The following is a 26536-nucleotide window of genomic DNA, read 5'->3' as shown; positions in this document are numbered from 1 at the left end:
TGAGACGTATTTTTGTATTTGTCTCATAGCCAGTTATCGAGCTCCCCCATGACACAGACCGCTGAACAGACAGAACGACACCTGGACCTTCAACCGTTGGGACCTGACTCCCTGACCTGGCAGGACTTCGGTTCCTGGCGTTTTCACATGATGCTGCCGCAGGCTTTTGTGCTGCAGGTGGCGCATCCGATTATCGATGCGGGCGTGGGAGAACACTCGGTCTATAAAACCGACCCCTGGGGCCGCGCCAAACGGTCTACCGAATTGCTCTGGCCCATTGTGTATGCGCGGCCCCAGCGTGCTATCGAGATGGGTGTGAAACTGTATGACCTGCATCGCTCCATCAAGGGGGTCGACAAGCAGGGAAAAAAGTACTTCGCGCTGGACCCGGAAGCCTACAGCTGGGTACACATCACCGGCTACGATGCCACCATTCGTATGCATGAGTTCTTCGGCACGTCGCCTACCACCCGGCAGCGCCATGCGATGTTTGCCGAATGGCGGCAACTGGGAAAGCTGATGGGCATCCGTGACCAGGACTTGCCCGCCACGGAGAGTGAATACTGGGATTACTTCCATGGCATGATTCGCGACAAACTGGAGTGGGGAGACGTGGTGCAGGATCTGATGCGCCCCGAGCATTATCTGGAAATTCCCAAGCCCCCAAACAGCAAGATACCCGATGCCGCCTGGCGCATGATCCTTGCCGTGATGGGGCGCTTCATGCGATTCAATCTGCGCGCAACACTGCCCGTTGCGTTCCGTGAAAAATTCCAGATCCCCTGGACCACCAGAGATGAACGCCTTTGCCGTCTGTGGTGTGGCACTTACCGTGCCATGCACGCCCTGACACCGAAAAAGTGGCGACTGATTCCACTGGCCCGCAAGGCCTACTCGGATGCGCAGCGCCACCCTGAAGCCTATAACAGCAATAACTGAAGGTGTTTTTTATGAAGTCGGATACCCGCCCCTGGCTGTCTATCTACGAATCAATGGGCCATGACTGGCACAGCCTGCCAGAGCTGCCCGATAAGACCCTGTCTGACTATGTGCGGGGGTATGCGGAGCAGTTTCCGGATCGTGAAGCCCAGGTGTTCCTGGGCCAGGCCATGAGCTACCGGCAACTGGATGAGATGGCCGATCGCATGGCGGCGTTGTTTGTCGCGCAGGGCGCCCAGGCCGGCGACGTCCTGGGCCTGCAGATGCCAAACACCCCGCAGTATGTGGTGGCTTTCATCGCGGCGGCGCGTCTGGGCATGGTCAGCACCAGCATTTCGCCTTTAATGACGCCGCCGGAAATTATTCACCAGGCCAGCGATGCCAGAGTGAAAATTCTGATGACACTGATGCCGTTTTGGCAGACTTCCATTCCACCGGTTTTGGGCAAGGTTGAAAGCCTGCAGACCGTGATTGTGTCCGGCCCAATGGACCTGGTCTCCGGTCAGGGGGAAAGCGTGGAGGAATCCCGTGACGGTGTGAATGTGATGTCGCTACATGATCACCTGCCGGCCAGCGCGGATCCAGTTAACACAAAGGTAGCCATGGATGAAGTGCTGTATCTGCAGTACACCGGCGGCACCACTGGTATGCCGAAAGGGGCCCGGCTTAGCTCATCCAATCTGTTCATGAATAACCTGCAGGCCAATGTGTTTTACGGCTACCGCACCGGTGAAGAAACGGTGGCCTCGGCGTTCCCGCTGTTTCATATCGGCGGGGCGGCCGTGTTGTTCAATGCCCTGCGTACAGCGTCCACCTTCCTGTTGATCCCGGATCCCCGGGACATTGATCATTTTGTTGGTGAAATGCACAAGCGCACACCGACGGTGCTGGCTGCGGTGCCGGCGTTGTACCAAATGCTGTGCGCTAACGACACCTTCAAATCACTGGATTTCAGCGGCTTGCGTATGGCTATTTCCGGTGCCGCACCGTTTGCCAAAGAAGAGGTGCAGAAACTGGAAAGTGTGGTCGGTGCCGGCAAGTTTTGTGAAGTGTACGGCATGACTGAAACCAGCCCGGTGATCACGCTGAATCCGGCGTCACACTTCAAGGAAGCCCACGTGGGGATTCCGCTGCCGGGCACGGATGTGCGCATCGTCGATGCTGAAGACGGCACACGCCCCATGCCACAGGGCGAAGCCGGGGAGATCATCGCTTCCGGCCCGCAGGTGATGCAGGGGTATCTGGCGATGCCGGAAGCGACCCGGAAAGCACTGCGGGTGATGGATGGCCAGACGTGGATGCATACCGGCGACATCGGTGTGATGGATGAAGAGGGTTTTATCCGTGTTTGTGATCGCAGCAAGGACATGCTGATTGTCGGTGGCTACAAGGTGTTTTCCGTGGAAGTGGAGGGCAAGGTTCAGAGTCTGCCATGGGTTGCCATGTGCGCGGTTGTTGGCCGCCCGGATCATGACCGGCCGGGCAATGATGTGGTGCAGCTCTATATCCAGCGCATGCCGGACAATCAGTCGTCCGAGTCAGACCTTAAAGCCGAGTTGTCCACGTTCTGCAAAGCCAATATGTCGCCTTACAAGGTACCCAGAGAGGTGTTCTTCATTGATGCCATTCCTCTTACCTCCGTGGGCAAGATCGACAAGAAAACCTTGCGTCAAAGCGCATAAAAGCAGTCCGAATACCAACAACAATCAGGTGAATGATGATTTCCTTGCTGCTTGAACAGGGTAAAAAGCTGCTGGTGGTCCTGCTGCTTGCGCTGCAGGGCTGCTCTTCTCTGCAAGAGTCGAGCTATGTGCCCACCTCCCCGGAAACACTGAGTGAATGGATGGTGGAAGGCAGGTTTGTGCTCCGTGCGGAGGGTGTAAAAAGCAAAAGTTATTTTTACTTCAAGCAGCTGGGGGAAAATTATCAGCTGGCCGTATTGATGGATGACCCGGTGGGCGTCCCCAAGGCGGTGATCAGTGGCAATGTCTATGCGCCGCAAGAAGAACCCCTGGATGTGATGGGCGGGGTGGAGGCCAAGAAGGTGGCTGAGCACCTGCACGCCCAGCTCCAGGCCGGCGATTTGTCCTATTGGGTGCGCGGGCTGCCTGCCACGGCCAATGCGGTGATCTATCAGGAAAATATGTACGTTCCGGATTCTATCGAAGAAAAAGGCTGGAACATTGCGTATCAGGATTACATGTCCGTGCAGGGGGGGGTATCGCTTGCCTGCAGATATGGAAATGAAATCCGAGGCCGCATCTCTGGATCTGGAACTGGTACGAGCGGAAACCGGGTTTCTCACCAACCCCTGTGATCAGGGCATCGCTGATGACCTGGAAACGGGTAATCCTGACGGTGCCTATGACTATGCCAGCGATGATGCGGTGAAACGGTTGGTGCCCGAAGATGGCAGTGCGCCGTTGCCGCTGTGGATTGATGAAGCCAACTTCTGCAAACAGCTGGCCAAGGTCCATAACAACACAATGCCCAATCCCCGGGAGGGGCTTTTTGGCCCGGATTCCATGATGTGGAAACTGGATGGTTTGAGCGCGCCACCCGCCTTTGGTGCCGGTCGTGCACTGTTGCTGCAGGTGGCTCATCCCTGGGTAACCGCAGGTATTGATCAGCACTCGCAAGTGCGTAATGACCCCATGGGGCGGGCCCGCCGCACTTTCTATCATATCTCCAGCATGGTGTTTGGCAGCATGCCCCAGGCGATGGCTTCGGCGAACCAGGTGCGGGATATCCATGAGGAAATTGACGGTGAAATGACCGAAGAGGCCGGTGCTTTCCATCGGGGTTCCGAATACCGGGCCAACGAAATCAACGCCATGATCTGGGTGCATGCAACACTGTGGGAAACCATCGTTCACATGTACGGGAAACTGGAAGATGACCTGACCCTGGAAGAGAAAAACCAGTTCTACGAAGAAACCAAACTGTTTGCCATGTTGTTCGGGATTCCGGAAAGCGCCTTGCCCACCGACTGGGACGCGTTCATGGACTATAACCGCGCCATGTGGGAAAGCCCGCAGCTGACGGTGACTCCCAATGCCATGCAATTGAAGGAAGACCTGTTTGACGCCAAATCCATCTGGATGATCGCACCACTCTGGGGGCAGAAAATCATCACCGCCGCAGAGCTGCCACCACGTATTCGGGATCAGTACGACATGAAGTATGGCTGGTGGCAGAAGTTCAACTATGGCTGGATTCGTGGCGCCACCTGGACCGCCCAGGTGTTGATGCCCAAGAGCATGGAGCATCACCCGATTTATCATGAAGCACAGGCGCGCCTGGCAGGCGAGCGGCTGGGCGGTTATAACCAGTGGTTGATTGAAGCCTTCTTCGATAAGGAACGGTTGGTGAATTGATGGTGCGTGGGGTTGTCCTGTTGATGGTGGCGCTGTGGTGCGTCATGAGCGCCCCGGCGCAGGCGATCAGCGGCTATGACGAAACCGAGTTTATGACGGTGGATACTTTTTTGTCCCAGGTCTATGGCGAGCCATTGCCGGGAATGTCCTTGCTGCCGTTACGTGGCGATCTGCGTGACCGGGTAGAAACGGCACTGGGACACCGGTATCGCGGCTTGCGATTGCGTTACTGGCAGCAGGGAGGCGTGACGACCTGGATCATCGACGAAAAAAGCAAGGACATGCCAATGACGCTGGCCGTGGCGGTGGGGGCGGCCGGCATTACTCACCTGAACGTGTTGGTATACCGCGAACCCCGAGGCGGCGAAGTGCACCAGGCATTTTTCCGTCAGCAATTTGTCGGGATGACCCTGCAGGATGACCTGAGCCTGTCCCGTGAGGTGGATGGCATTACCGGAGCCACCCTGTCGGTGGATGCCGTCAGCCGCGTGGCGGCCATGGCCCTGTTGCTTCATCAACACGTCATGGCCTCGCAGGCAGAACCGGCCACAGACTGAATCCCGCCCTTCCCAAAGCCGTCCTCACGTCTCACTATCGAACCATTGACGCTGCCGGCCCTCTAACGTTTATGGCTCGATTCTCCCCACGCATGCTTCGCCGCTGGGCATATGGCTTGCTGTTACTGCTGGCCACCATGCTGCTACTGATTCTGGTGGCGGTGGGGTGGGCCTATGGTGCAGGCGTGCGCGTCAGTGAACCGGGTTGGCAGCAAGGCCTGACACTGGGTCAGTGGCGCCTGATACGCGACAACTGTGTGGCCGTCCGTGGCACGGACCTGACGCTCGAGGACGTCTGGCCGCTCAAGATCAAGCAGCGGCTGCTTGCCGTCTACGATTGCAGAGCCGGGAACGCCCCGGAGTCATCCAGTGAGAGCTTCCCCGACGGGCTTCCCTGGACCCCGCCCTTTGATCTGCAGGTCGCCGAACTGGACCTGTCAGGATTGATTGATAGCCCCCTTCCCGTCATGGCGATGCAGCTTCATCAACAGGAGCAGCACTGGCAGCTGCAAGCGTCTGCGCCGCAGGCGGCGCTCCAGGCACAATATCAGCGAGCCCAGGGGCACTGGATGATCAATAGTGAAGGGGCGCTGAGCACGGTATTGCCGGATTGGCAGGGCCAGTGGCAACTGCATGGCGAGGGGAGCTGGCAAGGAGAGCCAGACGGGAAGATACGGCTGGATATGCTCTCGGCGGGACCGGCTACGCAATCGCAACGGGCGGACCTGACCGCGCAAGCCCATTTTCAGGGAGCCGATTGGCAGCTGCAGGCGGATCTGGCACAACCATTGGCGCTGAACAATGACTGGCAACTGACCGCCGCAGAGCCCCTCGCTGTGGCGGGCAGCGGCGTGGCATTGGTTCAGGCCAGTGCCGCGCTGCAATTGGCAGGCCCGCCGGGCAAGGTGACATTGCAGGCTCACAGCGACAGCGAGGCAACAATCCCGGCAGGGCTTGAACAGGGCCGGGGGACGTTGCGGTTGCAGGGCGACAGCCTGGGCGGTCAGGTGGACTTTCATTGGCAGGATCGTGTGCTGGTGCTTGAGCCGGCGTCGCTGAGCTTGCCGCAAAATCTCACCGCGCAGTGGCAGGAGCCACTGCAGATACCCATGGCCCGTTCCGGCCGGACCGATCTGCCGCTGCGGTTGGGCTACGACGGTTTAAATATAAAAACCGGTTCCAGCCAGGTTCGGTGGCAGCTGGCGGCGGCCGAAGGCGCGAGTCAGGTTGATTGGCAGTGGGCCGGTGATCTGGTGCTGCGCGGGCAATGGCAGGGCTACCAAGTGCAAGGGGAGTGGCAGGGCGCTGTCGGCAGCCATGGGCTGGAGGGGGACCCCATTAGGCTCACGGCGCGGCAAGGGAATGATCGGCTGGCTTTCCTGATGCCGGTAAGTACCTTGCAGCAGGCCCCGTATGGTGCCGAGGCCAAGGTGACTGGCAACATGTCCGGTTACCCACTCGACGGCACCCTGGCTTTTGCCCAGTCCGACGTCGGCTGGGCCGGTACGCTCCAGGCGAGCACCACCTTGCCGCAGTTTGAGCGTGGCGGGCAGGTAACGGTAAAGGCGCCCTGGTCGTTGGCGGATGGCACGGTCAGCATGGCGGCAGGGAGTCAGGCGTCAATTTCCGAGGGGCTTATCGGGCAGGCCCTGATCCGGCCGGTATCGCTGCGTGCAACGGGTCCGTTGCAAATCAATGGACAGGGCATTACCGGCACTGTGGCCATTCATGGCGGTGGCTTGCTGGCCGCCCGCTGGCGCCTGCCGCCGATTTCGGGAACGGCGACGATGAAAGGTGAACAGGTTCAGGGTCGGTTAACCGTCAGCGAGTGGCAAAGCGAATTGCGGGCCAATGGTGCGCTTGGAAAAAACGGTGGGGCGAGTGGCACTCTGACCATGCGCAGCGCGCTGGTGCCTGCCATGGGGGTGGGCCTGGATGCCACTCCACGGCAAGGTCAGCTGGAAGGCAAAGGCCGCTGGCAATGGCGGCAGACGCTTAAAGCCTCAGGCGATATCACGCTTACCGGTGCGGACCTGGACTGGGGCAGCGTGACGGCCCGTGGCGCTGCCGGGGTGATCCATGGTGAATACAATAACGGCGACGTGCAGCTCAGCAGCACCGGACCCGTGACCGTGGACACCCTGGATATCGGCACGCCGATCACTGATCTGACGCTCACCGTGAATAGCGACCTGTCGCAATGGCAATTTACCGATGTCCGTGCCGATTTGCTGGGTGGCTACTTGCGCTCTCCGGCACTGGACTGGCCCTCCGCTCGGCCTCAACCTGTGGTGATAAGCCGCATTGATCTGGCTCAGGTCGCGGCGCTACAGAATCCTCCTCCGGTCTCGCTGTCCGGTCGAATCGGCGGTTATGTACCGCTACAGCTGGGCGCGGATTTCCTGACGATTGAAGAAGGGCGGCTGGCCAACGAAGAGCCGCTATCCTTGATTATTCCTGCGTCGTCCAGCGTGCAGGCCATGGCCGACTCCAATCAGGCAGTGAAGTTGGCGCTCGACAGCCTCAGCTCCCTGTTGATAAGTGATTTCCAGGCGCGCATGGCCATGGATAAAGTGGGTTGGCTGGATGCGGCGATCACCATTAAAGGGATAAACCCGCAAAGAAAAAATCTGCCGGTAGTGTTTAACTACACACACCGGGAAAACGTGTTGGCGTTGATGCGTAGCTTGCGCATTGGCGATGAAATCACCGAACAACTGCGTACGGAGAATCGATGATGAAACAACTCGGGCTGGGCACGGTGTTGCTGGCCGGGTGGCTGTTGGCGGCTTGCACGCCCACGGTGGCCCTGAAAGCACCGGAAGAACCCATCACCATTAATCTGAACGTGAAGATCGATCATGAAATCCGTTTGAAAGTGGAAAAGGATATCGATCAATTATTCAGTGAAGAAAGCGACCTGTTTTAAGGAGTAGGGACAATGAAAATTGTAAAGACCATGATTGCCACCCTGACCCTGCTGCTGAGCATGGCGGCGTTTGCGCTGGATCTGGATGCGGCGAAAAGCCAGGGGCTGGTCGGTGAGCAGACTGATGGCTACCTGGGCGTTGTGAAGGCAACACCTGCCGCCGTTGAGCTTGCAGCAGAGATTAATCAGAAGCGTCGCGATGCCTATGAGCGTATTGCCAAACAAAACGGTATCACGCTTGATCAGGTGGCCAGACTGGCCGGGCAAAAAGCCATCGACAAGACCGCGACCGGGCAATATGTGAAAACACCTGATGGTCAGTGGGTGGAAAAATAATGCTGTAAAAATATTTTTTCTACCAAAGTATTGGGATGGAAGTTCCAACTCATTATTTCGGGCTATATTTATGTAAACCATTGATAGTATAGGGGTTAAATTTAAGTAAATTAACCCCCTGATACCTGTTTAAGTGGCTGCTTGTTTTCCTTTCCGGTGTTTAAATTCCTGAAGAAATTCAGAAACAACGGGAAAGGAATCTGCCATGAAAACATTTTTGCGTATGACGGCCGCGGTGCCGCTGCTGATGAGTCCTTTTGCTTTCGCTGGAGAAAATGTTCCAGACCAATACGGCTACATTGGTGGGCACGCCAGCTACTACACTTTTTACGACAATGATGTGATTGGTAACGGTGGCGATGGCCTGGATGATGTGCCGTTTTATGGTGCTCAGCTCGGTTGGCGCTTTGCCCCCAACTGGTCCGTTCAGGGCTGGTATGAAGAAGTGGACGGTGACGCGGAGAGCAAGTACAACTCCGGTCGCCGCCTGGACATGAAAAACTATTATGTCAGTGGGCGTTACCACTTTGATGATCACGGCCTGTTGGGTTTCGAACCCTATGCCGGCATCAATGTGGGTGAGCAGCTGATTGAAAGCCTGAATAATCCCAACAGTGACGATAACGACGAGCTGATGACCGGTGTGGAGCTGGGTGTGCAGCGCGCGTTCTTCAAGCATGTGATTCTGGATCTGGGTACCCGTCAGGCTTACAGCCAGGATCGGGAATACTGGGAAGGCCAGGTTTATGCCGGCGTGAATCTGGCCTTTGGTATCAGCGATGACGACGGTGGCAGCAGTGACGATGAAGTGGTTGCTGCAACCCCCGCGGAAGTGGTGACTGGTGACAGCGATGGCGATGGTGTTAACGACGACAAGGACCGTTGCCCGAACACTGCTTCTGGTGCAGTAGTGGATGCGGACGGCTGTCAGGTCTACGAGTCCATGCAGAATCGGGAAACCTCGGTGATTTACTTCGGCTTTGATCGCGACACCATTCAGGGTCAGTTCAGCGATGAAATCAAAGGTGTGGCGGATCGCTTGAATGCCGGTGAGCAAGGGCGCATCCGTGTGGAAGGCCATGCTGACAGCACTGGCCCGGCAGACTACAACCAGGGCCTGTCCGAGCGCCGTGCTCAATCAGTGAAAGATCGCCTGATGAAAGACTTCTCGGTTGGTGCCGACAAGATCACCACGGAAGGTTTCGGTGAGAGCAAGCCGGTGGCCGACAACAGCACTGCTGACGGTCGTGCCAAGAACCGTCGTGCGGACATCATTGTGGAAACTGAAGAGAAAGAAGCGCAGTTCAAATAAACGCAAGATGGTGAAACAAAAAACGGGATGCTTCGGCATCCCGTTTTTTTAGTTAAAAGTGTAAAGTTCAAAGTTTAAAAGTGCGGGATAGCATAGCGTGCAGCCAAACGATCAACGTTGATTGCCGCGATTCTCTTGTATGGGGTTTCAATTCTAGGGCGGCGCGGGTCAGGATTGTGTCGCATGACTCCAGAGCTTCCCCGCGCTTTTAAACTTTGAACTTTCAACTCAGCCGCTCTGCCAACCCCGACGCCCGCCAGGTGCGTTTTTTCACCGCACTGTCCAGTACCGCCGGTTTGCCGAATTCCAGCAAGGTGAAACGATCACGGGCACGGGTGACGGCGGTGTAGATCAATTCCCGGGTGAGTAGCGGGTGGGGAGCATCAGGCAGTACCAGCAGGGTATGCCGGAATTCCGACCCCTGGGATTTGTGCACCGTCATGGCATAGACGGTTTCCACCCCGTCCAGGCGGCTGGGTAGGACCCATTTGATGCGACCGTCTGGTAATTGGAAGGCCACTCTTAACAACCGCTCCGTCTTGCCGTGTTTTTCCTCAAGTAATGGCAGGGTCAGCCCCACATCGCCGTTCATCAACCCCAGCTGATAATCGTTGCGCGTCATCATCACCGGGCGGCCCGGATACCATTCCCGTTCCGGGGCCAGGTCCTGTTGTTGCAGGTGGCGGGTGATGCGCTGATTCAGTTGCTCGACCCCAAACGGCCCGCTGCGCAAACCGCTGAGCAGTTGCTGGTGGGTCAGTTGCTTGAGCAAGGCGGCCGCCCAGGCATCGAAGTCCTGCCGTTCCGATGGCGGTGTCGCCACCGCCTGAAACAGCGCTCGCAGACCTTCCTGATTGCCGCTGCCGTTGAGCAGCAGGTTTTCCAGTTGCCGGTCATCGCTGCGCAGTGGATGGCGATGCAGGCTGTCGCCATAGTGTTGAAAGGCCTTACGTACCAGGGGCAGGTTTTCCTCGTTCACGGCCCGTGCCAGTTCGCCGATGCCGGGGCTGTCCTTGGAGCGCCAATTGGTGCGCAGCATGGCGGTCTGCTGGGCCAGGGCGTTGCCCGGTGCCTGGTCGGTTTCCTGATGGTCGCTGATGTCGGCGCCACAGGTGTCCTTGACGAAATCGATGGTGCTTTGTTGATAGCGGCCCTGGTGGGCATGGCGACAGAGGTCGCCCATCACCGCGCCGGCTTCCACGCTGGCCAGCTGGTCCTTGTCGCCCAGCAGGATCAGCCGGGTGTGGGGGCTCAGGGCTTCCAGCAGGCTGGCCATCATGTCCATGTCGATCATGCTGGCTTCGTCCACCACCACCAGATCCGCGTGCAGCGGATTATCAGCATGGTGACGGAAGTGGCGGCTGTCCGGGCGGGTGCCGAGCAGGCGGTGCAGGGTGGTGACGTCTGTGGGAATGGCGTCGCGTACCGCGACGTCCACGTCCAGTTGTTGCACCTGTTCGCCGATGGACTCGGTGAGCCGCGCCGCCGCCTTGCCGGTGGGCGCAGCGAGGCGAATTCGCAGTCGCTGGTTGTCCGCCATGGCCAGGCTTTGCAGCAGCCCCAGCAGGCGTACCACGGTGGTGGTTTTGCCGGTACCGGGGCCGCCGGTGATGATGCCGATACCGCTGCGGCTGGCCAGGGCGCAGGCCACTTGTTGCCAGTCGGTTTGGTCGCCGGCGTTCGGGAATAATCGGGCCAGGGCGTCGCGCAGACGCTCGGCAGGCAAGGGGCTGACCGTGGCCAGTCGCTGGCTGATGGCCTCGGCGACAGACACCTCCCGGGCCCAGTTGCGACGCAGGTAAAGGCGGCTGCCGTCCAGCACTAGCGGCGTGCTGCCGTTCTGGCTCACCAGTGGACTTTGTTGCAGGTCATGCAACCAGTCGTCCGGCTTGCCGGGCAGCAGGGTCACCAGTTCCGGCGGTGGGCTGGTACCCCACAGCTGGGTGGCCAGCTCCCGGTTTTTCAGATCCAGACAGAGATGGCCGCTGGCTTGTTGATTGCTGGTGAAAGCAGCGAGCAGCAGCACTTCGTAGCTTGCCTGCGGGCATTGCTGGTTAAGAAAGCGGGCAATGGCCACGTCCAGATCGCGCAGCAAATTGTTGTCGCGCAGTAGGAGAAGAGCGTCTTCCCAGGTGAGGGCGGAGAACAGGTCAGTTTGCATGGGTAGCCCTCCGGGAAGAGCAGCTACGAGCTACTAGCTGCGAGCTGCTAGATGAAAACCTGAGAAAACAGGGGGCATACAACAAAGCGTGTTGCAGTGATTCAACAATGTTGTTTCGCGAGCACGACCGTCCCCCTAAAGATTGCCTATCTCGCGTCTCGTAGCTAGTCGCTCGCAGCTCATAGCTCATATCTTTCCCCCAAACATCGCATCCAGCGCTTCAATCAACCCGGTCGCCGGTCGATCAAACACGGTGCCTGCCGCCGGGCCTTGCAAGCCCCGCAGGAACACATAGACGGCGCCGCCAAGGTGCTGGTCAGGATCGTAATCCTGCAGGCGGCTTTTCAGCAGGCGGTGCAGGGCCAGCAGGTAGAGTACGTATTGCACTTCGTAGCGTTTTTCCAGCACGGCGTCGGTCATGGCGTCCAGGGTGTAGGCGCTGTCATCCACGCCCAGCCAGTTGGATTTGTAGTCGAGCACGTAGTACTTGCCGTCGTGTTCGAACACCAGATCGATAAAGCCCTTGAGCATGCCGTTCAGGGTATCGGCTTCCAGTCGCGGGCGCGGGTGCTGCGGGTGGATGTGCTGGCGGATCAGGGTGTCCATCTCGGCCACTTTCACCTGGTGGGCGGGGAATACAAATTCCAGTTCCGGCACATAGGTGTGCAAGGTGTTGAGGGCGATCTTGTCGCTCTCAAGCGGCAGGGCGGTGGTGACTGCCTGCTTCCACCAGTGACGGATCACGGCCATGAAATCCTGCCAGCCCCGGGCCTGCAGTTTTTCTTCCACGCTGGTTTCAAACTCGGCCGGGTCAGCCAGGGTCTGTTCGAAGCCCTGGTTGGCCGCCTGTTCGAGAATGTCGTGGAGCAGGGTGCCCGGTGCGGCACCACGGGGGAAGGCGTGGATGGTATCCGCTAACGGTTCCGCATCATCGACGAGGGTGTCGTCCTGCTGCTCGGCCAGTTGATCGCCGCGCGGGTCGGCCGGGGCCAGGGTTTCCTGTACCTGTTTGAGGGCACTGTAGCTGGCAATCCACCAGGGTTGCCGTTGTCGTGCCGCAGGAATCAGCGGCGTGCGCAGGGTCCGTGATTCCGCTTTGGGTTGATAGCATTCCGGGTTGCTGTCCGGCGCGTTGATAATGGTGACCGCATCATGGGCTACCGGTGCCAGCGCGGCACGCAGGCCGTCGTTGGCCACGCCGTTACCGAACAGCAAACGGCCGATGGCGCTTTTCTCCAGTTGATTCTGTTTGCCGCGGCCCTTGATGTAGGGCGCGATCCCCAGGGTGCAGGTGTGGCAGGCACGCGTCAGGGCCACGTAGAGCAGACGCATGTCTTCGGCGAGTCGTTCGTGGTCCGCCTTGTTTTCCACCGTGTCGTCCGGTTCCAGCGACACATTGAGATGATCGTTTTCATGGTAGCGCAGCGGCGGCTTGTTCTTGTCCGCCGGGCGGAAGCTGCAGATAAAGGGCAGATACACCAGCGGGTATTCCAGGCCCTTGGACTTGTGGATGGTGATCACCTTGACCCGGTCGTCGTCACTTTCCAGTCGCAGGATACTTTCCTTGCTGCTGCCACGGCCTTCTTCAACTGTGTCTTCCAGATAACGAATCAATGATTGTTCGCCGTCCAGCTGGGTGGCGGCCTGCTGCAGCAGCTCTGCCAGATGCAGCAGGTTGGTCAGGGCCCGTTCGCCGTCCAGGCTCTGGCTGAGCCGGGCGGGCACATGAAAATCCATCAGCAGGCTGCGCAGCATGGGCAGCACGCCCTGGCTCTGCCATTGATGGCGATAGCCGTGAAACTGCTCCACGGTTTCTTCCCAGCGCACTTCATCCTGATTGAGGGCATCCAGTTCCGCGTAGGCCAGATCCAGCACTGCGCAGGCCAGGGCGCTGCGCACCCGGGTGTCGGATTCCGGGGTGGCGCAGGCGTGCAATATCAGCAGCAGGTCATGGGCTTCCGGCTGGGCAAACACGGAATCCTGGTCAGACAGATAGACGCTGCGCACCTGCCGTTCCATCAGCGCATCGCGGATGGCTTTGGCCTCGGTGCGATCGCGTACCAGGATGGCAATGTCGTTGGGATGCAGGGGCCGGAAGCTGTCGCCTTTCTGGAAGCCGGTAACGCCTTTAACGGCACCGTTAAGCAGATGGGCAATTTCGCTGGCGCAGCGTGCGGCCTGCTCGTCCCGGTATTGGCCGGCGCTGACTGGTTTTTCCTGCTCGTCTACCCACAGGGTAATGCCGGATTTTTCGTTGCTGTCGACTAACAGAACGTCTTTGCGACCGTTGGCCTTTACTGCTTCAAAGGGAATGGCGTTGTCCATCATGAACACATCGCCAAAGGTATTCTGGCTGTAGCCGAACAGATGGTTCACCGCGCTGACCATGGCGTCGGCGCTGCGGAAGTTTTTATCCAGGGTGTAGTGGTTGCCGGCGGTGGCCCGGCGGGCTTTCAGGTAGGTAAAGACGTCGGCACCGCGGAACGCATAGATGGCCTGCTTGGGATCGCCGATCATGAACCAGCCGGTGCCTTCCTGCCCTTCATAAAGCGCGGAAAAAATGCCGTACTGGGTCGGGTCGGTATCCTGGAATTCGTCGATCAGTGCCACCGGAAACTGGTCGCGGATAACCTGGGCCAGGCGTTCGCCGTTGCCGCCTTTCAAGGCATCGTGCAGGCGGCTGAGCATGTCGTCGAAGCCCATGGTGGCGGTCTGGCGACGGACCTGATCCACCCGTCGGTCGATCCAGGCGGCGGCATGGGCGAGCAGGTCGGTGCGGGGCAACTGTGTATTTGCCCGCCCTTCCATGACCGCGTCCAGCTGCTGGCAGAAGGCAAAGTCCGGCCGATGCGCCTGGCCGGCCTTGGTGAGTTTCATGCCTTCATGGGAAAACTTTGCCAGGGTGTCGTAGGCCTTGTCGTTAAGCCGTTCGCCATTGGCGTAGCGCTGCAGGGTTTGCAGCATGCCGGGCAGGCTGGTGGTGCGGTAGCTGTTGCCGTTGAGCCATTTGTTATCGCGGGCGGCGCGCACCCATTCGAGAAAGTCCGGCAGTTCGGCGGCCAGTTGCCGGCGGGCGTGTTGATCCTTGTCCGCCTGGGGGCCGGTTTGCGTGAGCCAGTGTGTGACGCTTTGCGGTAACGCTTCCGGGTCAGCTTCTTTCAGGCCGAGCAGGGGACGGCAGGCGTCCAGCAGGGCATCCGGGTTGCCCAGGTTGTCGCTTTGCAGGGCATTGGCGGCGCTCACCGGGAAATCGGCAATCACCGAGCGCCAGTAATCCCGCGCTGCCATCTGCTGTTCGTCGCTGGCGTCTTCCTGCAATTCCAGGCTGAACAGGCTGCCGGAATCGAAGGCATGCTGTTTGAGCATGCGATTACAGAAGCCGTGGATGGTGTAGATGGCGGCTTCGTCCATCCACTGGGCGGCGGCATCCAGACGCTGGGCGCAACGGGCCCGGTCGTCCGGGTCGCTATAGTCATTGAGCAATTCAGCCAGCACCGGGTCGTCGGCTTCTGCATTGGCATCGGCAAAGATACGCGCGGCATCGGCCAGGCGGTCGCGGATCCGTTCACGCAGTTCTTCCGTGGCCGCTTCGGTGAAAGTCACCACCAGAATTTCCGGCGGCAACAGCGGGCGCGAAAAAGCATTCTCTTCGCCGTGGCCAAGTACCAGACGCAGGTAGAGAGCGGCCAGGGTAAACGTCTTGCCGGTGCCAGCACTGGCCTCGATCAGCCGGGTGCCGTGCAGTGGGAAGGTAATCGGGAGAGGACGTTCAGTGCTCATACGTCGTCTCCTGGCTCTTGCCACTGTACATGTTGATAGAGCGGGGCATAGAGTTGCTCGGTCCAGTGGGCGAAGGCGCTATTGTCGCCATGGCGGACAGCCAACATAGTGTCGAAGTCGGCCCAGGCCCGGGCAATGGCCGGTTCCTTGTCCTGTTCGCCGGTGTGCATGAATCCGGATTCGAACACCTTGCGGGCCTCGTTGTCGCCGTTGTCTTTTTCTTCCCCTTTCAGCCAGGCAAAGGCGGTGGCGCAGGCGATGGGTAACGGTTCGCACAGGGCCTGTTGCCAGGCATGGCCCAGTTGATCCAGGCAGTACTGGGCGTCGCTGCGGTTCAGGGGCGGCAGGGTGATGCGGCCATCCTGCCCTTGAATGTGGGTGGTCAGCGGATGCCCGGCGGCGCAGGCGGCCAAGTGCAGGGTCCAGTCCCGGGTGAGTTTGTCGAAGCGCTCTTTCAGCTTGCCGGTGTGCAGGACCAGACGCTGGCTATTCGCTGCAGAGCCGCGCACATCCGTAAGCCAGTCTTCGATCTGCAGGGGGCCGGCGCTGAGGCGAATTTCCTGTTGCGGTTGCGGCGCGCCGCTCTCGGCCAGCAGGGCAAAATAGTGTTCCAGTGGCTGCGACAGGGGCATCAGCAGGCTGTCACGGCTGCCTTCATCGAAGGGGGCCAGGGGCAGATCGCCGCTGCCGGCCAGACGATCCATGGCCTCGGTCATGGCCTCGCCAGCATGTTCCGGGCCAGCGCGCAGGGCGTCGCTGAGCAACTGGTCCTGCAGCTGGAAACGTTGCAGGCCATCGAAGGAAAAGGGCTCGCTGTCGTCCAGTACCTGGCGTTGCTGTTTCAGGCGGGCCTTCAGCCGTTGCTCGAAAAAGTGCGCCACCGGTTGCTTGAGAAAACGGCCCAGGGCGGCGCAGGTAATTGGCTCGTCGCTGTCCAGTGGCGGTAGCGGTTGGTCGTTGCTGACAGCGGGCGCCTGGCCATCGTGGAGGGCGCGCCATTCGTTGGCATAGGTGTGTAGCGAATCGCTGGCCGCATCCTGGTGGGTGTGGAAGAAGTAGCGGGCGCTGAACGGTTGCAGCGGATGGGCCACGGTGAGCGCATCCACCGGTTCGCCCTCGTCGGTGTGCCAGCGCTGGTTAATGTGGTCACGCAGTTGCGCCACCAGCACCGAGGGTGGGCGCTCGCTGTTGTCGCGCACGTTGCGGCCGGTCCAGCTGATGTAGAGGCTGTCGCGGGCGCTGAGCAGGGCTTCCAGAAACAGGTAGCGGTCGTCGTCCCGGCGGGAACGATCCCCCGGGCGATAGTTACCCCATTGCCGCATCAGATCGAAATCCATGGGCTGCTGTTGACGGGGGTAGTCACCGTCCTTCATGCCCAGCAGGCAGACATGGCGAAAGGGAATGGCGCGCATGGGCATCAGGGTGCAGACGTTGATGCGCCCGGCCATGAATCGTTGCGACAGGCTTTCCGCGTTGAGGGCATCGAGCAGGGGGCGGCGGGCCACGGTAAGTGGCAGGGAGCTGTCGAAATCGGCTTCGGCGCAGGCGGCCAGCCAATCGTTGAGGGCGTCGCGCAGGCCCGCATCCAGGGTCTGGTCGGTTTCGTCCACCGGGGCGAACAGGTCGTCCAGTAACCGGGTGAAGCGTTGTTGCCACTCCCGGGCGCTGGCGTCCTGACGGGACTGTTGCCAGTGGTGTTCCAGGGTATCGAGCAGCCGCGACAGGCGCCCGGCCAGCTCCGCGCCCAGGCCGGCCACTTCGTCCAGGGGCTCGATGTCCATCCAGGCCGGGCCGTCGCCGAGCAGGTAGCCGGCCAGCATCCGTTTCAGGCCGAAGGCCCAGCTGTTCTGTTCGAAGCCGGGCACGTCCAGGGTCTTGCGTTGCTGGCTGTTCAGGCCCCAGCGAATGCGCGCCTGGTCGATCCAGCGGGCCAGTTGCGGCAGGTCGCCTTCGTCGATGCCGAAGCGTTCGCGCACGGCGGGCACATCCAGCAGATCGAGTATGTCGGTGGCAGTGAAACGCCACTGGGGAAGGTGCAGCAGGGATTCCACCGCCTGGGCCAGAGGGGACGCGGCACCGGCACTACGGTCGCTGAGGGTGTAGGGCAGATAGCGGGGATCGTCCCGGTCCAGTCGGCCGAACACCGCATCAATGTGCGGTGCATAGGCTTCGATGTCCGGCACCATCACGATTACGTCCCGGGGCTGCAGGTTCGGGTCGTTGCTGAACCGATCCAGTAATTCATCCTGCAGAATTTCCACTTCCCGCTGGGCGCTGTGACCGATGCGGAAATGCAGGGAGCTGTCCACTTCCAGGGGTGGACGTTGGTCCGGCGCCGGCAGGGGTTCCAGATCAAGAATGTCCTGCTGCAGGTGTTGCAACAGGGTTTGCGGTTCGCGGTTTTCAAACAGATCGATCTGGTTCTGGAAGTCGCTGCGATAACTGTCCGGATCGTCGTGATCGTAGAGCAGGCCGATAAAGTCCCGGCCCTGTTTGCCCCAGGCGGCCAGCAGCGGATTAACGCGGTTTTCCGGCAGGGCGGTCAGGTGGCGTTTGCGGTTGTCCAGTTGGCGGCGCAGCAGTTGTTTGTCTTCGACAATATCTGCCCAGTAATGCTGGCAGGGGTTCTGTACCAGCATCAGGATTTGGCAGTGCTGACTCAGCGCGGCCAGGGCTTCCAGGGCCTGCTGGGGCAGGGCGCTGATACCGAAGATGATCAGGCGGCGGGGCAGGCCCGGCGGTGGCGTGCCCTGTAGCTGTTGTTGAGTGAGTGTGGCGATAAAATCCCGGTGGATGGCGCTGCGGCTGAGGCCCTGTTTGCTGTCATCCATGTCCGCCAGCAGGGCGCGCCACAGATGCGCCTGCCACAGCTGGCTGCTGGGAAACTCATCAAAAGCGTCGCGATCCTGGGCCGTGCGCAGACGGTCGTTGCCGTTTTCCCAGTCCGCCAGCCAGTCCGCCCGATAGACCTGATAGGCATCGAACAGATCCGCCAGCCGCTCGGCCAGCTGATGGCGTTTGCGACCGTCCACATCGTCGGCGAGAAAGTGCCGCAATGGGCCGAAGTGGTCGTTATTCAGCAAGGTAGGCAGCAGACGGTAGAGCCGCCATAGCAAGCGGGATTTATCGAAGGGGGAGGTGCGCGGCACCTGGCTTTCGCCGAGCACGGTGCGATAGGCGCTCCACAAAAAACGGGCGGGCATCTGAAACTGGAAGCCGGCGCTGATTCCCAGGGCATCCGCCAGTTGCAGTTTCAGCCACTGGGCCATGCCATTGGATTGCACCAGGAAGGTTTCCGTTTCCAGCGGTGACAGCGGCTCACGCTGCAGCCAGTCGGCCACCAGCTCGGTGAGGGTTTCCAGACGGTTGCCGTGCAGCACCATCAGCCCGTTTTGCATGGACATTCCTTGCGCGAAATTGCGTTTGTGCGAAAGGGTCTAGCCTAAGGGAGAAGCGCTTGCCGTGCTACAACAGCTAGCCACATGTGGTGCAAAGGAGAGGATGCTAAAGGAGGGGGCGGCCAGATTGTGTTGTGGGGAAATAATTGGGTGGCAGGGGCGAGTAACGAGTTTCGAGTCTCGAAAAGCAAAAACCATTCTTCGGTTGAAGGTTTTGACTTTCGCAACTCGCTCCTCGTCACCCGCTACTGAATCGCTACAGCACGCTCATCCACCAGTTTAGTCGTTCACGCTTTTGCGGTTGCGGTGTTTCCTGTCTTTCTTGCGCTGGCGGGGTATCGGCTTCACTGGCCTGACTGGGCTTGATGCCAAAAGTGGGATAGAGCGATGCTACCAGCAGCACCGCCATGGCCTGATTAAAGGCGCGCAGGCGCCGGCCCCGGTGCAGCCAGTTTTTCAGCACCGCGCCAAACAGGTTCCAGCTGCTGATCAGCGGTAATCCGACGATCAGGAAGGTGCCGGCCACAATGGCCACGCTCAAGGTAAAGTCCTGCGGTTGGGTAAAGGTGGCTACTCCGGTGAGAATCATCATCCAGGCTTTGGGATTGACCCACTGGAACAGGGCGGCCTGCATGAAGGTGAGCGGTTTGGCGTTGTCGCCATCACTTTTCAGCTCGCGGGTGCGCACTAGCTGCCAGGCCAGATACAACAGGTACAAGGCACCGCCCACACGCAGTGCGGTAACGGCCTGCGGGAAGCGGGTTAGTAGCTGACCGAGCCCCAGCGCCACGCACATCAGTATTACCTGACAGCCGATGGCAATGCCCAGAATGTGCGGCAAGGAACGGCGGAAGCCTGCGTTGGCACCGGATGCCATGAGCATCAGGTTGTTGGGGCCGGGGGTGCCGGTCATCACGGCGACAAAGCCGATAAGTGCCACTAACTGTTCCGTCGACATGACGCGATCCTTCTTTTCTGAAGATGGTTCAACAGACTAGATGGACAACGCATGCCAATACAGATATAAGAAAATAATATTGAAGCGGTACAGATTGTAAGAATAGTAATCTGTACTGGTTATTATGCGAAAAACTGTATCGGGTATTTATCTCATGACGTTGTATCAAAGCCTGGCGGATCGTCTGCAGGTCCTGATCCGGGATCAGGTGTACCCGGTGGGCAGTCGCCTGCCCGGGGTGCGGGTGCTGGCGGAGCAGCAACAGGTCAGTGTGTCCACGGCGGTGAATGCCTGCCGGGAGCTGGAGCAGCGTGGTGTGCTGGAAGCCCGTCCGCGATCCGGTTACTACGTGCGCCAGCCGCCGGTGGTGCGCGAGGCCCCCGGGTGACCACGGCAAGTCGGCGGCCCCGCCGAATTACCGGTCAGGAGCGGGTGCTGCAGATATTGCAGAGTGTGAATAACCCGTCGGTGGTGAACCTGGGAGCGGCGGTGCCGGCGCCGGAATATATGCCGGTGGCTACCATGGAAAGGATGTTTCACAGCGTGCTGCGTGAGGAGCGACGTCGCTGTGTGGGCTATGCCTTTCCGCCCGGGGCGCCGGAACTGTGTACCCAGGTTGCCCGGCGGCTGGCGGGGTTGCAGTGCGAGGTGAGCCCGGAGGATGTGCTGATTACCAATAGCTGCCAGGAATCCGTGGCCATTGCGCTCAAGCTGACGACCCAACCTGGCGACACCGTGGCGATTGAATCGCCCACCTATTATGGCCTGTTGCAGGTGATCGATTCGCTGGGCCTGAAGGCACTGGAAATTCCCACCGACCCGGTGGAGGGGATTTCCCTGGAAGCCCTGACCCTGGCGTTGGAGCGTTGGAAGGTATCGGCCTGTGTGGTGGTGTCGAATTTTTCCAATCCGCTTGGGGTGAGGCTTTCCGACGCACGCAAACAGGCCCTGTTGGCGCTGTTGTCGAAGCACAAGGTGCCGCTGGTGGAAGATGATATCTACGGGGATCTGCCGCTAAGCGGCCCCCGGCCCCGCCCGGTGAAGAGCTGGGACAAAAATGGTTTGGTGTATTACTGTTCGTCTTCGTCAAAAACCCTCTCTGCAGGTTTGCGGGTGGGGTGGCTGGTGGCGCCGGAGCGTCATCGGGAAAAGGCCCAGCATCTGCAATTCATCAATACGGTATCGGTGGCCACACCCTCACAGCTGGTGCTGGCACGCTATCTGGAACGCGGCCATTACGACCGGTTTCTGCGCCAGCTGTGCGGTGAGCATGCGCGGGGTGTGGCAAGAATGACCGAGCGGGTGACGCAGTTGTTTCCGCAACAGACCCGGGTGAGCCGGCCTGCGGGAGGGTTCGTGTTGTGGGTGGAATTGCCGGGTGAGGTGGATACCACCGAGCTGATGGAAAAGGCTCTGGAAGCCGGGGTGAGTTTTGCGCCCGGCTCGTTATTTTCCGCCTCCGGAAAATTCGCCAATTGCCTGCGGCTCAATTGTGCCGTGAAGTGGGATAACCGGGTGGAGCAGGCGCTGGTGAGGCTGTCGCGGTTGTTGTAGCGGCGGAATGGAAGGTTGCTTTTAGCTACGAGCTACGAGCTACGAGCTACGAGCTACGAGCTACGAGAAGCTAAAACTGGTTTTGCATTTCGCTTTTTTTCAACTCGCAACTCGCGACCAAGGTTTTTATGCCCTCGGCGATGTCGCTTGGGCTTGGCTTACATCATCACCGAGCCAAGCACTTCGCGCTTGTCGTCCTGCACTTTGATGACCTTCCCGTCCTGTTTGATCAGGGTGTAGCTTTCCTCAGCGGCCACCACGGTGATGGAGCCGTCTGCGTGGTAGGTCAGTTCGGCTTCATTGCCCAACCCGTCGGTCACGGTTTCGGTTGTCCCTGCGACCTTGGCGCCTTCCTTGCTGATCGGGTTGGTGCCAGTCCAGAACTCGATGGAGTTAAAAATGATGATGTCGCCCAGCAACGACAGGCCGTAAACCGGCACCCACCAGAACACAAAAGAGATGCCCTGGTTGACGAATTTGTTGTTGGTGGCGGTGGCATTCCAGTCCTGGACGGTATCGAACAGGGCGTTCTGACCAAGACAACCGGTCAGCAGAGCGGCAGCAGATGCACTGGCGAGAATTTTCTTCATCGGACTCTCCTTGAGTTGGGTGAATTCATTATTGCTGTCATTCAGCGGTAAGGGGAAGCAGAGCACTGAATAGTGAATAATTAATAGTTAATAACGACGCGGTTGGAGTGTCGTGCTGTTGTAAACGCAGAGGCCGCGCCCGGACTCCGGGCGCGGCCTCTTGCATTTCAAAATCAACAACGCGCTCTCGCGCCGTTATTAACTATTCACTATTAATTATTAACTAGATTTACTCGCTTTCCATCTCCGCCAGCTCGTCTTCAAAGAAAAACTTGTCTTCGCCGAAGGCCGGTTCCAGATGGTTGAGCCAGGTGGCTTCCTCGTTGTACTTGGCGAAGAAGGGGCGCTGTACCCAGTCGTGGTTACGGCCCTGGATGAAACGCAGGGCGAAGACTTTCTCGCCGTTGATTTCGGTCACGCCCTGGATTTCCACCTTGCCCGGGTGGCTGGACATGCTCGGGCCTCGCGCGGTGCGGGCGATGCCGGAGACCTGTTTCATGGCGTCGCGGTAGATTTCCCAGGCCTTGGCCAGGGGCACTTCAAAGTAATGGCGGGCGCCGGTGTCACGCTCCACAAACATGTAGTAGGGGATGATGCCCAGCTCGACCTGGGTCTGCCACAGGCGCGCCCAGTCGTCGGCGTTGTCGTTGATGTGTGCCAGCAGCGGGCCCTGGGCGCGGATCACGGCGCCGGTGGCGCGTACCCGGCGTACGGCTTCCCGGGCGATGTCCGTTTCCAGTTCCTGCCAGTGGTTGTAGTGCGCCATCAGTGCCAGGTGTTTGCCGCTGGCGATCACTTCCTCGAACAGGTCCAGCAGGTCCTGGGCGTCGGCATCGGACACCACGCGTTGTGGCCAGAAGGTGAGTGCCTTGGAGCCGATGCGGATGGTGCGGATCTGTTCCAGTTCCAGCAGCGGTTCGATGTGGGCGCGCAGGTTCTTGGTCTTCATGACCAGCGGGTCGCCGCCGGTGATCAGCACATCGGTGATTTCCGGGTGGGCCTGGATGTACTTCTTGAGCTGGCCGGCTTCCTTGGTGGCGATTTTCAGATCGTTGTCACCGATGAATTGGGCCCAGCGGAAGCAGAAGGTGCAGTAGCTGTGACACACTTGACCCTGGCTGGGGAAAAACAGCACGGTCTCATTGTACTTGTGCTGAACGCCATCGATCTTCTCGCCGTCCACTTCCGGCATGTTGTGTTCCATCTGCCCGGCGGGGTGCGGGTTCAGGGCGTCACGGACCTCGGCGATGGCGGCCTTGATCTCGGCCTTGTCGCCGCCGCGCATGGCCTCGGCCACCTTGTCGAAGTGTTCCGGGGCCAGCATGCCTTTCTGCGGGAAGGTGAGCTGGTAGATGGGATCGTTGGGTACGTTGTCCCAGTTGATCAACTCATTGATGACGTACTCATTGACCCGAAACGGCAGCACATTGGCGACCACATCCATGGCAAAGCGGGTCTCGTCGTCCAGGCGTTTGAGCGGCTCGATCTTGTCGAGCTGGCGGGCCGTGTAGACCTTGAACCGGCGGGGTTCGTCGTAACCATGTTCAAAAGATTGAGCCAGCTTGTCGGTGCTCTCGCGAGTGTCCTGGTGCAGCGGAATAACCGTATTGGTTTCGGGCATGGTATCGCTCCTCATCATGCGCCGGCATGACGATAACGCCGTCAACACCGGTACACTGGTTGCCTAAACCAGCGGAATTAGTCGTTACTACTGATGGCCAGCGGCGGCTGGCGCTGAGTTGGACCTGTTTGGCCCGTTTAACGTGCGTCGGCGAGGCGACGCAGAGGACTTGGAACGGATCGCCCCCCAGCCTGATCGGGGAGGAGAGTGGTCATTTTCTGCACGCTGTTTAATAGGCGCCAGCCGACCAGTGTTCCAAAAGAGAGCGTATTCTAGGGAAGCGGCGCGCAAAGCGCAAAGCCCGGCGGACGCGGGGCCCGCCGGTTATGCTATCGTTGGGCGGATACCCGTTTCAGGGACGGAGCTGAATGCCTTTAGATGTCACTTACTGGACCGCTGAAATCGACGCATTATTGACGATGCTGGACCCTTATTGGCCCTATGTGGCGGCGGCTATCAGTATCGGTTTGGCGGTGACGGTGACGGTGCATGTCGCTCAGAATAAACGCGATGCCCGTGCCGCAGCGGCCTGGACCGGGCTGGTCTGGCTGGTGCCGGTGTTGGGCGCGCTGCTCTATTACATGCTGGGGGTCAATCGCATTCGCCGGCGGGCACGCCAGCTTACCGGTGGCCTGATTGACAGCAATGATGGCTGGCGCATCGCGGCCGAGCCGGAACCGGACCTGAAACACCTGAAAATTCTCAGCCGCCTGGTGGGGCGGTTGACCCACTTGCCACTCACCGATGGCAACCGTATTACCCTGCTGGATGCCCCCAGCGCCTACCAGTCCATGTTAGATGCCATCGACAATGCCAATGAAAGCATTTATCTGGCGAGCTATATTTTCGGCAACGATGCCGCCGGCAAACCGCTGGCTGATGCGCTCTGCGCAGCAGTGGCTCGCGGCGTCAAGGTACGGGTGTTGGTGGACGGCGTCGGCGCTCTGTATTCCCTGCCATCGGTGGTCTGGCGCCTGCGCCGTGGCAAGGTGCCGGTGGAACGTTTTCTGTATTCCCTGGCCCCTTGGCGCATGCCGTATCTGAATCTGCGCAATCACCGCAAATTCATGGTGGTTGACCGCCGTTATGGCTTTACCGGTGGCATGAACATCCGGGCCGGTTATATACAGCAGCCGCCGAAAATTACCGATTTACATGCCCGTATTGAAGGGCCGGTGGTAGGGCAGTTATTGCGCAGCTTTGCCGCAGACTGGTATTTCACCAGTGGCGAGTTGCTGGACACCAGTTACCGTGGTCCGGCCTGGCTGGGCAATGTGCAGTCGCGGGGCATCAGCGCCGGGCCGGACGCGGATTTCGACAAGCGCCGCATGACGCTGCTGGCGGCTATTGGCAGCGCCGAATCCCGTATTCGCATCGTCACCCCGTATTTTGTACCCGACCTGACCTTGCTGGCGACATTGCAACTGGCGTTGCTGAAAGGGGTGCGGGTACAAATTGTGATTCCTCGCAAAAACAACCTGCGGCTGGTTCATTGGGCCAGTCTGCATGCCTTGCACTGGCTGGTATCGGAGGGGGCTGAGTTGTACCTGTCGCCACCGCCTTTCGACCACAGCAAGGTGATGACGGTGGATCAGCACTGGGTCATGTTGGGGTCCGGGAACTGGGATGCCCGCAGTCTGAGATTGAACTTCGAGTTTGATCTGGAATGTTATGGGGAGGAGCTGGCGGAGCAGATTGATGACGCGCTGGATCAGCGGATCGCGCTGTCACAGCGGCTTGATCAGGCCGGCTTTCGACAAATGGCGCCTTGGCGGCGGGTGCGCAATGCACTGGCTCATATGATGGAGCCCTATTTATAGCGGCTCGCTGCTTGGTTGCCCAGAGGAGAGGCGGCTATGGCAAAATGCCATTATTTGTGTGGCCTTGATCACGAACTGCCTGTTTGCCGGGATACAATCGTTACTCTCTTGGTTATAAAGTAGCCGCTTAAACAGGCTGTTTAATATCTTGGCGCAGCGAGATAGTTCCAGTACAGCGAAGAGCGCCTGTAGAAAAAACAATAAAGACAGAGCGGTAAAGATAGCGCAATACCGGGAAGGTCGTGCGCCATATTGGTCAGGATGATGATGATAAAAAAACTGACAATCCTGCTGGTGTTATCACTGGTCGCCTTGCCGGCGTTGGGCGAAGAGGGGGAGTGGGTGCTGGTCACCGATCGGGACGCGATTCAGGTGTTTCGCCAGGACGATGATACCTCACGCCTGAAAACTTTCCGGGGCGTGGCCGATTTGCGGGTGAATGACTTCAATGCCATCGGTGCTTTGCTGGATGATTACGACGCCGTTGCTTCGTTTATGCACATGGTGTCGGAAATTCGCGACCTGAAGCGCAATTCCCCCTATCAACGCGACGTCTACGTAACTACCCGCTTGCCGTGGCCGGTGAAAGACCGTGATGCTCCCCTGCGGGTGACCTTCTACCAGGAGCCGGACACGCTGGATCTGGTAATGCCCTTCGCCTTGCATTCAGGTGCTTATCCGGAGCAGGCCGGCTACGTGCGTATGCCGCAGATGGAGGGCTATTACCGCTTTTCGCCGGGCGAACCGGGGAGGGTGAAAGTTACCATTGAGGTGGTGCTGGATCCGGGTGGAGCCTTGCCGGCCTGGTTGGCCAATATCATTCTTCGGGATATTCCCTATTTCTCACTGCGCCGTTTGCAGCGCGTGATCAATCAGCCCCGCTTTCAGGGCATTGCCCACGGCTACTACCAGACGCCGGGCGCCTGGCAGCAATCCGCTGAGGTTCGCGAGCTGGCCGATGCCTCCGGTGAAGCCAAGGCTAGCGCTTCAGGGGTGAACCCGGGCCCATCAGCGCCCAGATAATCAGGCCGATCAGCGGCACAATCAGCACCAGCAGCACCCACAGCACCTTGGCGCCGGTTTCTGCGGATGACTGGATAATCATTACGATGGCGTAGATCGCCACGGCCAGTTGTAACAGTCCCAGTAATTTCATCGAAATTCCCTTTTTATCCGACGCGAGACCTTAATCTAGAGGACTTGG

20 protein-coding genes are annotated in these 26536 nt (G+C 59.4%); 13 read left to right on the top strand and 7 right to left on the bottom strand.

Translation table 11 applies throughout. The annotated features are described in order from the left end of the window. Positions 1-48 precede the first annotated feature (48 nt). The 9 genes from COA55_RS07510 (at position 49) to COA55_RS07470 (ending at position 9450) form a co-directional block, all read left to right on the top strand. Positions 49-939 (top strand): oxygenase MpaB family protein, encoded by an 891-nt coding sequence (locus tag COA55_RS07510; protein WP_290501239.1) that lies wholly within the window; start codon positions 49-51, stop codon positions 937-939. A gap of 11 nt (positions 940-950) precedes the next feature. Then, the gene (locus COA55_RS07505) at positions 951-2621 is read left to right on the top strand and encodes an AMP-binding protein (protein WP_290501238.1); all 1671 of its coding nucleotides are present in this window, start codon (positions 951-953) and stop codon (positions 2619-2621) included. A gap of 32 nt (positions 2622-2653) precedes the next feature. Beyond that, positions 2654-3256: a lipoprotein insertase outer membrane protein LolB gene (locus tag COA55_RS07500; protein WP_290501237.1), complete on the top strand. Its 603-nt coding sequence runs from the start codon at positions 2654-2656 to the stop codon at positions 3254-3256. Further along, positions 3183-4316, top strand: a complete 1134-nt coding sequence (locus COA55_RS07495) for an oxygenase MpaB family protein (protein WP_290501236.1) — start codon at positions 3183-3185, stop codon at positions 4314-4316. Before COA55_RS07500 ends, COA55_RS07495 begins: the two co-directional genes overlap by 74 nt. Further along, positions 4316-4873: an FMN-binding protein gene (locus tag COA55_RS07490; RefSeq protein ID WP_290501235.1), complete on the top strand. Its 558-nt coding sequence runs from the start codon at positions 4316-4318 to the stop codon at positions 4871-4873. The genes COA55_RS07495 and COA55_RS07490 overlap by 1 nt, the downstream gene beginning before the upstream one ends. 71 nt (positions 4874-4944) lie before the next feature. Beyond that, positions 4945-7611, top strand: a complete 2667-nt coding sequence (locus tag COA55_RS07485; RefSeq protein ID WP_290501234.1) for a YdbH domain-containing protein — start codon at positions 4945-4947, stop codon at positions 7609-7611. Continuing rightward, positions 7608-7802 carry a YnbE family lipoprotein gene (locus COA55_RS07480; protein WP_363969928.1) on the top strand — a complete coding sequence of 65 codons (195 nt, stop codon included), beginning with the start codon at positions 7608-7610 and terminating at the stop codon, positions 7800-7802. The genes COA55_RS07485 and COA55_RS07480 overlap by 4 nt, the downstream gene beginning before the upstream one ends. Positions 7803-7814: 12 nt before the next feature. After that, entirely contained in the window at positions 7815-8138 is a 324-nt protein-coding gene (locus COA55_RS07475) for a YdbL family protein (protein ID WP_063520372.1), read from the top strand. 205 nt (positions 8139-8343) lie between these two features. Beyond that, positions 8344-9450, top strand: coding sequence for an OmpA family protein (locus tag COA55_RS07470; RefSeq protein WP_290501233.1), 1107 nt, complete (start codon positions 8344-8346; stop codon positions 9448-9450). Positions 9451-9673: 223 nt separating this feature from the next. Here the strand turns inward: COA55_RS07470 and recD are convergent, their stop codons facing one another. The 4 genes from recD to COA55_RS07450 form a co-directional block, all read right to left on the bottom strand. After that, positions 9674-11611 carry an exodeoxyribonuclease V subunit alpha gene (recD, locus tag COA55_RS07465; RefSeq protein ID WP_290501232.1) on the bottom strand — a complete coding sequence of 646 codons (1938 nt, stop codon included), beginning with the start codon at positions 11609-11611 and terminating at the stop codon, positions 9674-9676. A 186-nt stretch (positions 11612-11797) separates the two neighbouring features. After that, the gene (gene recB / locus COA55_RS07460; RefSeq protein WP_290501231.1) at positions 11798-15391 is read right to left on the bottom strand and encodes an exodeoxyribonuclease V subunit beta; all 3594 of its coding nucleotides are present in this window, start codon (positions 15389-15391) and stop codon (positions 11798-11800) included. Continuing rightward, complete coding sequence (gene recC / locus COA55_RS07455) at positions 15388-18789, bottom strand: exodeoxyribonuclease V subunit gamma (RefSeq protein WP_290501230.1); 3402 nt, start codon at positions 18787-18789, stop codon at positions 15388-15390. The genes recB and recC overlap by 4 nt, the downstream gene beginning before the upstream one ends. 256 nt (positions 18790-19045) lie before the next feature. After that, positions 19046-19747: a LysE family translocator gene (locus tag COA55_RS07450; protein ID WP_290501229.1), complete on the bottom strand. Its 702-nt coding sequence runs from the start codon at positions 19745-19747 to the stop codon at positions 19046-19048. Between the two features lie 154 nt (positions 19748-19901). Here COA55_RS07450 and COA55_RS07445 point away from each other — a divergent pair, with 154 nt between their 5' ends. Then, on the top strand, positions 19902-20135 hold the full coding sequence (locus COA55_RS07445; protein WP_290501228.1) for a winged helix-turn-helix domain-containing protein: 234 nt from the start codon (positions 19902-19904) through the stop codon (positions 20133-20135). Continuing rightward, entirely contained in the window at positions 20132-21301 is a 1170-nt protein-coding gene (locus COA55_RS07440; protein WP_290501227.1) for a PLP-dependent aminotransferase family protein, read from the top strand. Before COA55_RS07445 ends, COA55_RS07440 begins: the two co-directional genes overlap by 4 nt. 158 nt (positions 21302-21459) lie before the next feature. Here COA55_RS07440 and COA55_RS07435 read toward each other — a convergent pair whose 3' ends face one another. After that, positions 21460-21891, bottom strand: coding sequence for a DUF3332 family protein (locus COA55_RS07435; protein WP_063520745.1), 432 nt, complete (start codon positions 21889-21891; stop codon positions 21460-21462). A 229-nt stretch (positions 21892-22120) separates the two neighbouring features. After that, a complete protein-coding gene (locus tag COA55_RS07430; protein ID WP_290501226.1) occupies positions 22121-23512 on the bottom strand; it encodes a lysine 2,3-aminomutase in 1392 nt (463 codons plus the stop codon). A 368-nt stretch (positions 23513-23880) separates the two neighbouring features. On the opposite strand from COA55_RS07430, the gene COA55_RS07425 reads away from it, so the two are divergent. Beyond that, positions 23881-25332: a phospholipase D-like domain-containing protein gene (locus tag COA55_RS07425; RefSeq protein WP_290501225.1), complete on the top strand. Its 1452-nt coding sequence runs from the start codon at positions 23881-23883 to the stop codon at positions 25330-25332. Positions 25333-25596: 264 nt separating this feature from the next. Continuing rightward, positions 25597-26355 (top strand): START domain-containing protein, encoded by a 759-nt coding sequence (locus COA55_RS07420; RefSeq protein WP_290501224.1) that lies wholly within the window; start codon positions 25597-25599, stop codon positions 26353-26355. Here COA55_RS07420 and COA55_RS07415 read toward each other — a convergent pair. Continuing rightward, positions 26312-26488 carry a PLDc N-terminal domain-containing protein gene (locus COA55_RS07415; protein WP_007149801.1) on the bottom strand — a complete coding sequence of 59 codons (177 nt, stop codon included), beginning with the start codon at positions 26486-26488 and terminating at the stop codon, positions 26312-26314. The two genes, COA55_RS07420 and COA55_RS07415, sit on opposite strands and share 44 nt — an antisense overlap. Between the last annotated feature and the right edge of the window lie 48 nt (positions 26489-26536).

This window comes from Alcanivorax sp., assembly GCF_002733835.1.
Lineage (GTDB): Bacteria > Pseudomonadota > Gammaproteobacteria > Pseudomonadales > Alcanivoracaceae > Alcanivorax.
This window is presented reverse-complemented; position numbering and strand designations above follow the sequence as displayed.

Coding starts and splice junctions, on each gene's coding strand:
- COA55_RS07510 (WP_290501239.1), top strand. CDS start 49: ATGACACAGACCGCTGAACAGACAGAACGACACCTGGACCTTCAACCG.
- COA55_RS07505 (WP_290501238.1), top strand. CDS start 951: ATGAAGTCGGATACCCGCCCCTGGCTGTCTATCTACGAATCAATGGGC.
- COA55_RS07500 (WP_290501237.1), top strand. CDS start 2,654: ATGATGATTTCCTTGCTGCTTGAACAGGGTAAAAAGCTGCTGGTGGTC.
- COA55_RS07495 (WP_290501236.1), top strand. CDS start 3,183: ATGAAATCCGAGGCCGCATCTCTGGATCTGGAACTGGTACGAGCGGAA.
- COA55_RS07490 (WP_290501235.1), top strand. CDS start 4,316: ATGGTGCGTGGGGTTGTCCTGTTGATGGTGGCGCTGTGGTGCGTCATG.
- COA55_RS07485 (WP_290501234.1), top strand. CDS start 4,945: ATGGCTCGATTCTCCCCACGCATGCTTCGCCGCTGGGCATATGGCTTG.
- COA55_RS07480 (WP_363969928.1), top strand. CDS start 7,608: ATGATGAAACAACTCGGGCTGGGCACGGTGTTGCTGGCCGGGTGGCTG.
- COA55_RS07475 (WP_063520372.1), top strand. CDS start 7,815: ATGAAAATTGTAAAGACCATGATTGCCACCCTGACCCTGCTGCTGAGC.
- COA55_RS07470 (WP_290501233.1), top strand. CDS start 8,344: ATGAAAACATTTTTGCGTATGACGGCCGCGGTGCCGCTGCTGATGAGT.
- recD (WP_290501232.1), bottom strand. CDS start 11,611: ATGCAAACTGACCTGTTCTCCGCCCTCACCTGGGAAGACGCTCTTCTC.
- recB (WP_290501231.1), bottom strand. CDS start 15,391: ATGAGCACTGAACGTCCTCTCCCGATTACCTTCCCACTGCACGGCACC.
- recC (WP_290501230.1), bottom strand. CDS start 18,789: ATGCAAAACGGGCTGATGGTGCTGCACGGCAACCGTCTGGAAACCCTC.
- COA55_RS07450 (WP_290501229.1), bottom strand. CDS start 19,747: ATGTCGACGGAACAGTTAGTGGCACTTATCGGCTTTGTCGCCGTGATG.
- COA55_RS07445 (WP_290501228.1), top strand. CDS start 19,902: ATGACGTTGTATCAAAGCCTGGCGGATCGTCTGCAGGTCCTGATCCGG.
- COA55_RS07435 (WP_063520745.1), bottom strand. CDS start 21,891: ATGAAGAAAATTCTCGCCAGTGCATCTGCTGCCGCTCTGCTGACCGGT.
- COA55_RS07430 (WP_290501226.1), bottom strand. CDS start 23,512: ATGCCCGAAACCAATACGGTTATTCCGCTGCACCAGGACACTCGCGAG.
- COA55_RS07425 (WP_290501225.1), top strand. CDS start 23,881: ATGCCTTTAGATGTCACTTACTGGACCGCTGAAATCGACGCATTATTG.
- COA55_RS07420 (WP_290501224.1), top strand. CDS start 25,597: ATGATGATAAAAAAACTGACAATCCTGCTGGTGTTATCACTGGTCGCC.
- COA55_RS07415 (WP_007149801.1), bottom strand. CDS start 26,488: ATGAAATTACTGGGACTGTTACAACTGGCCGTGGCGATCTACGCCATC.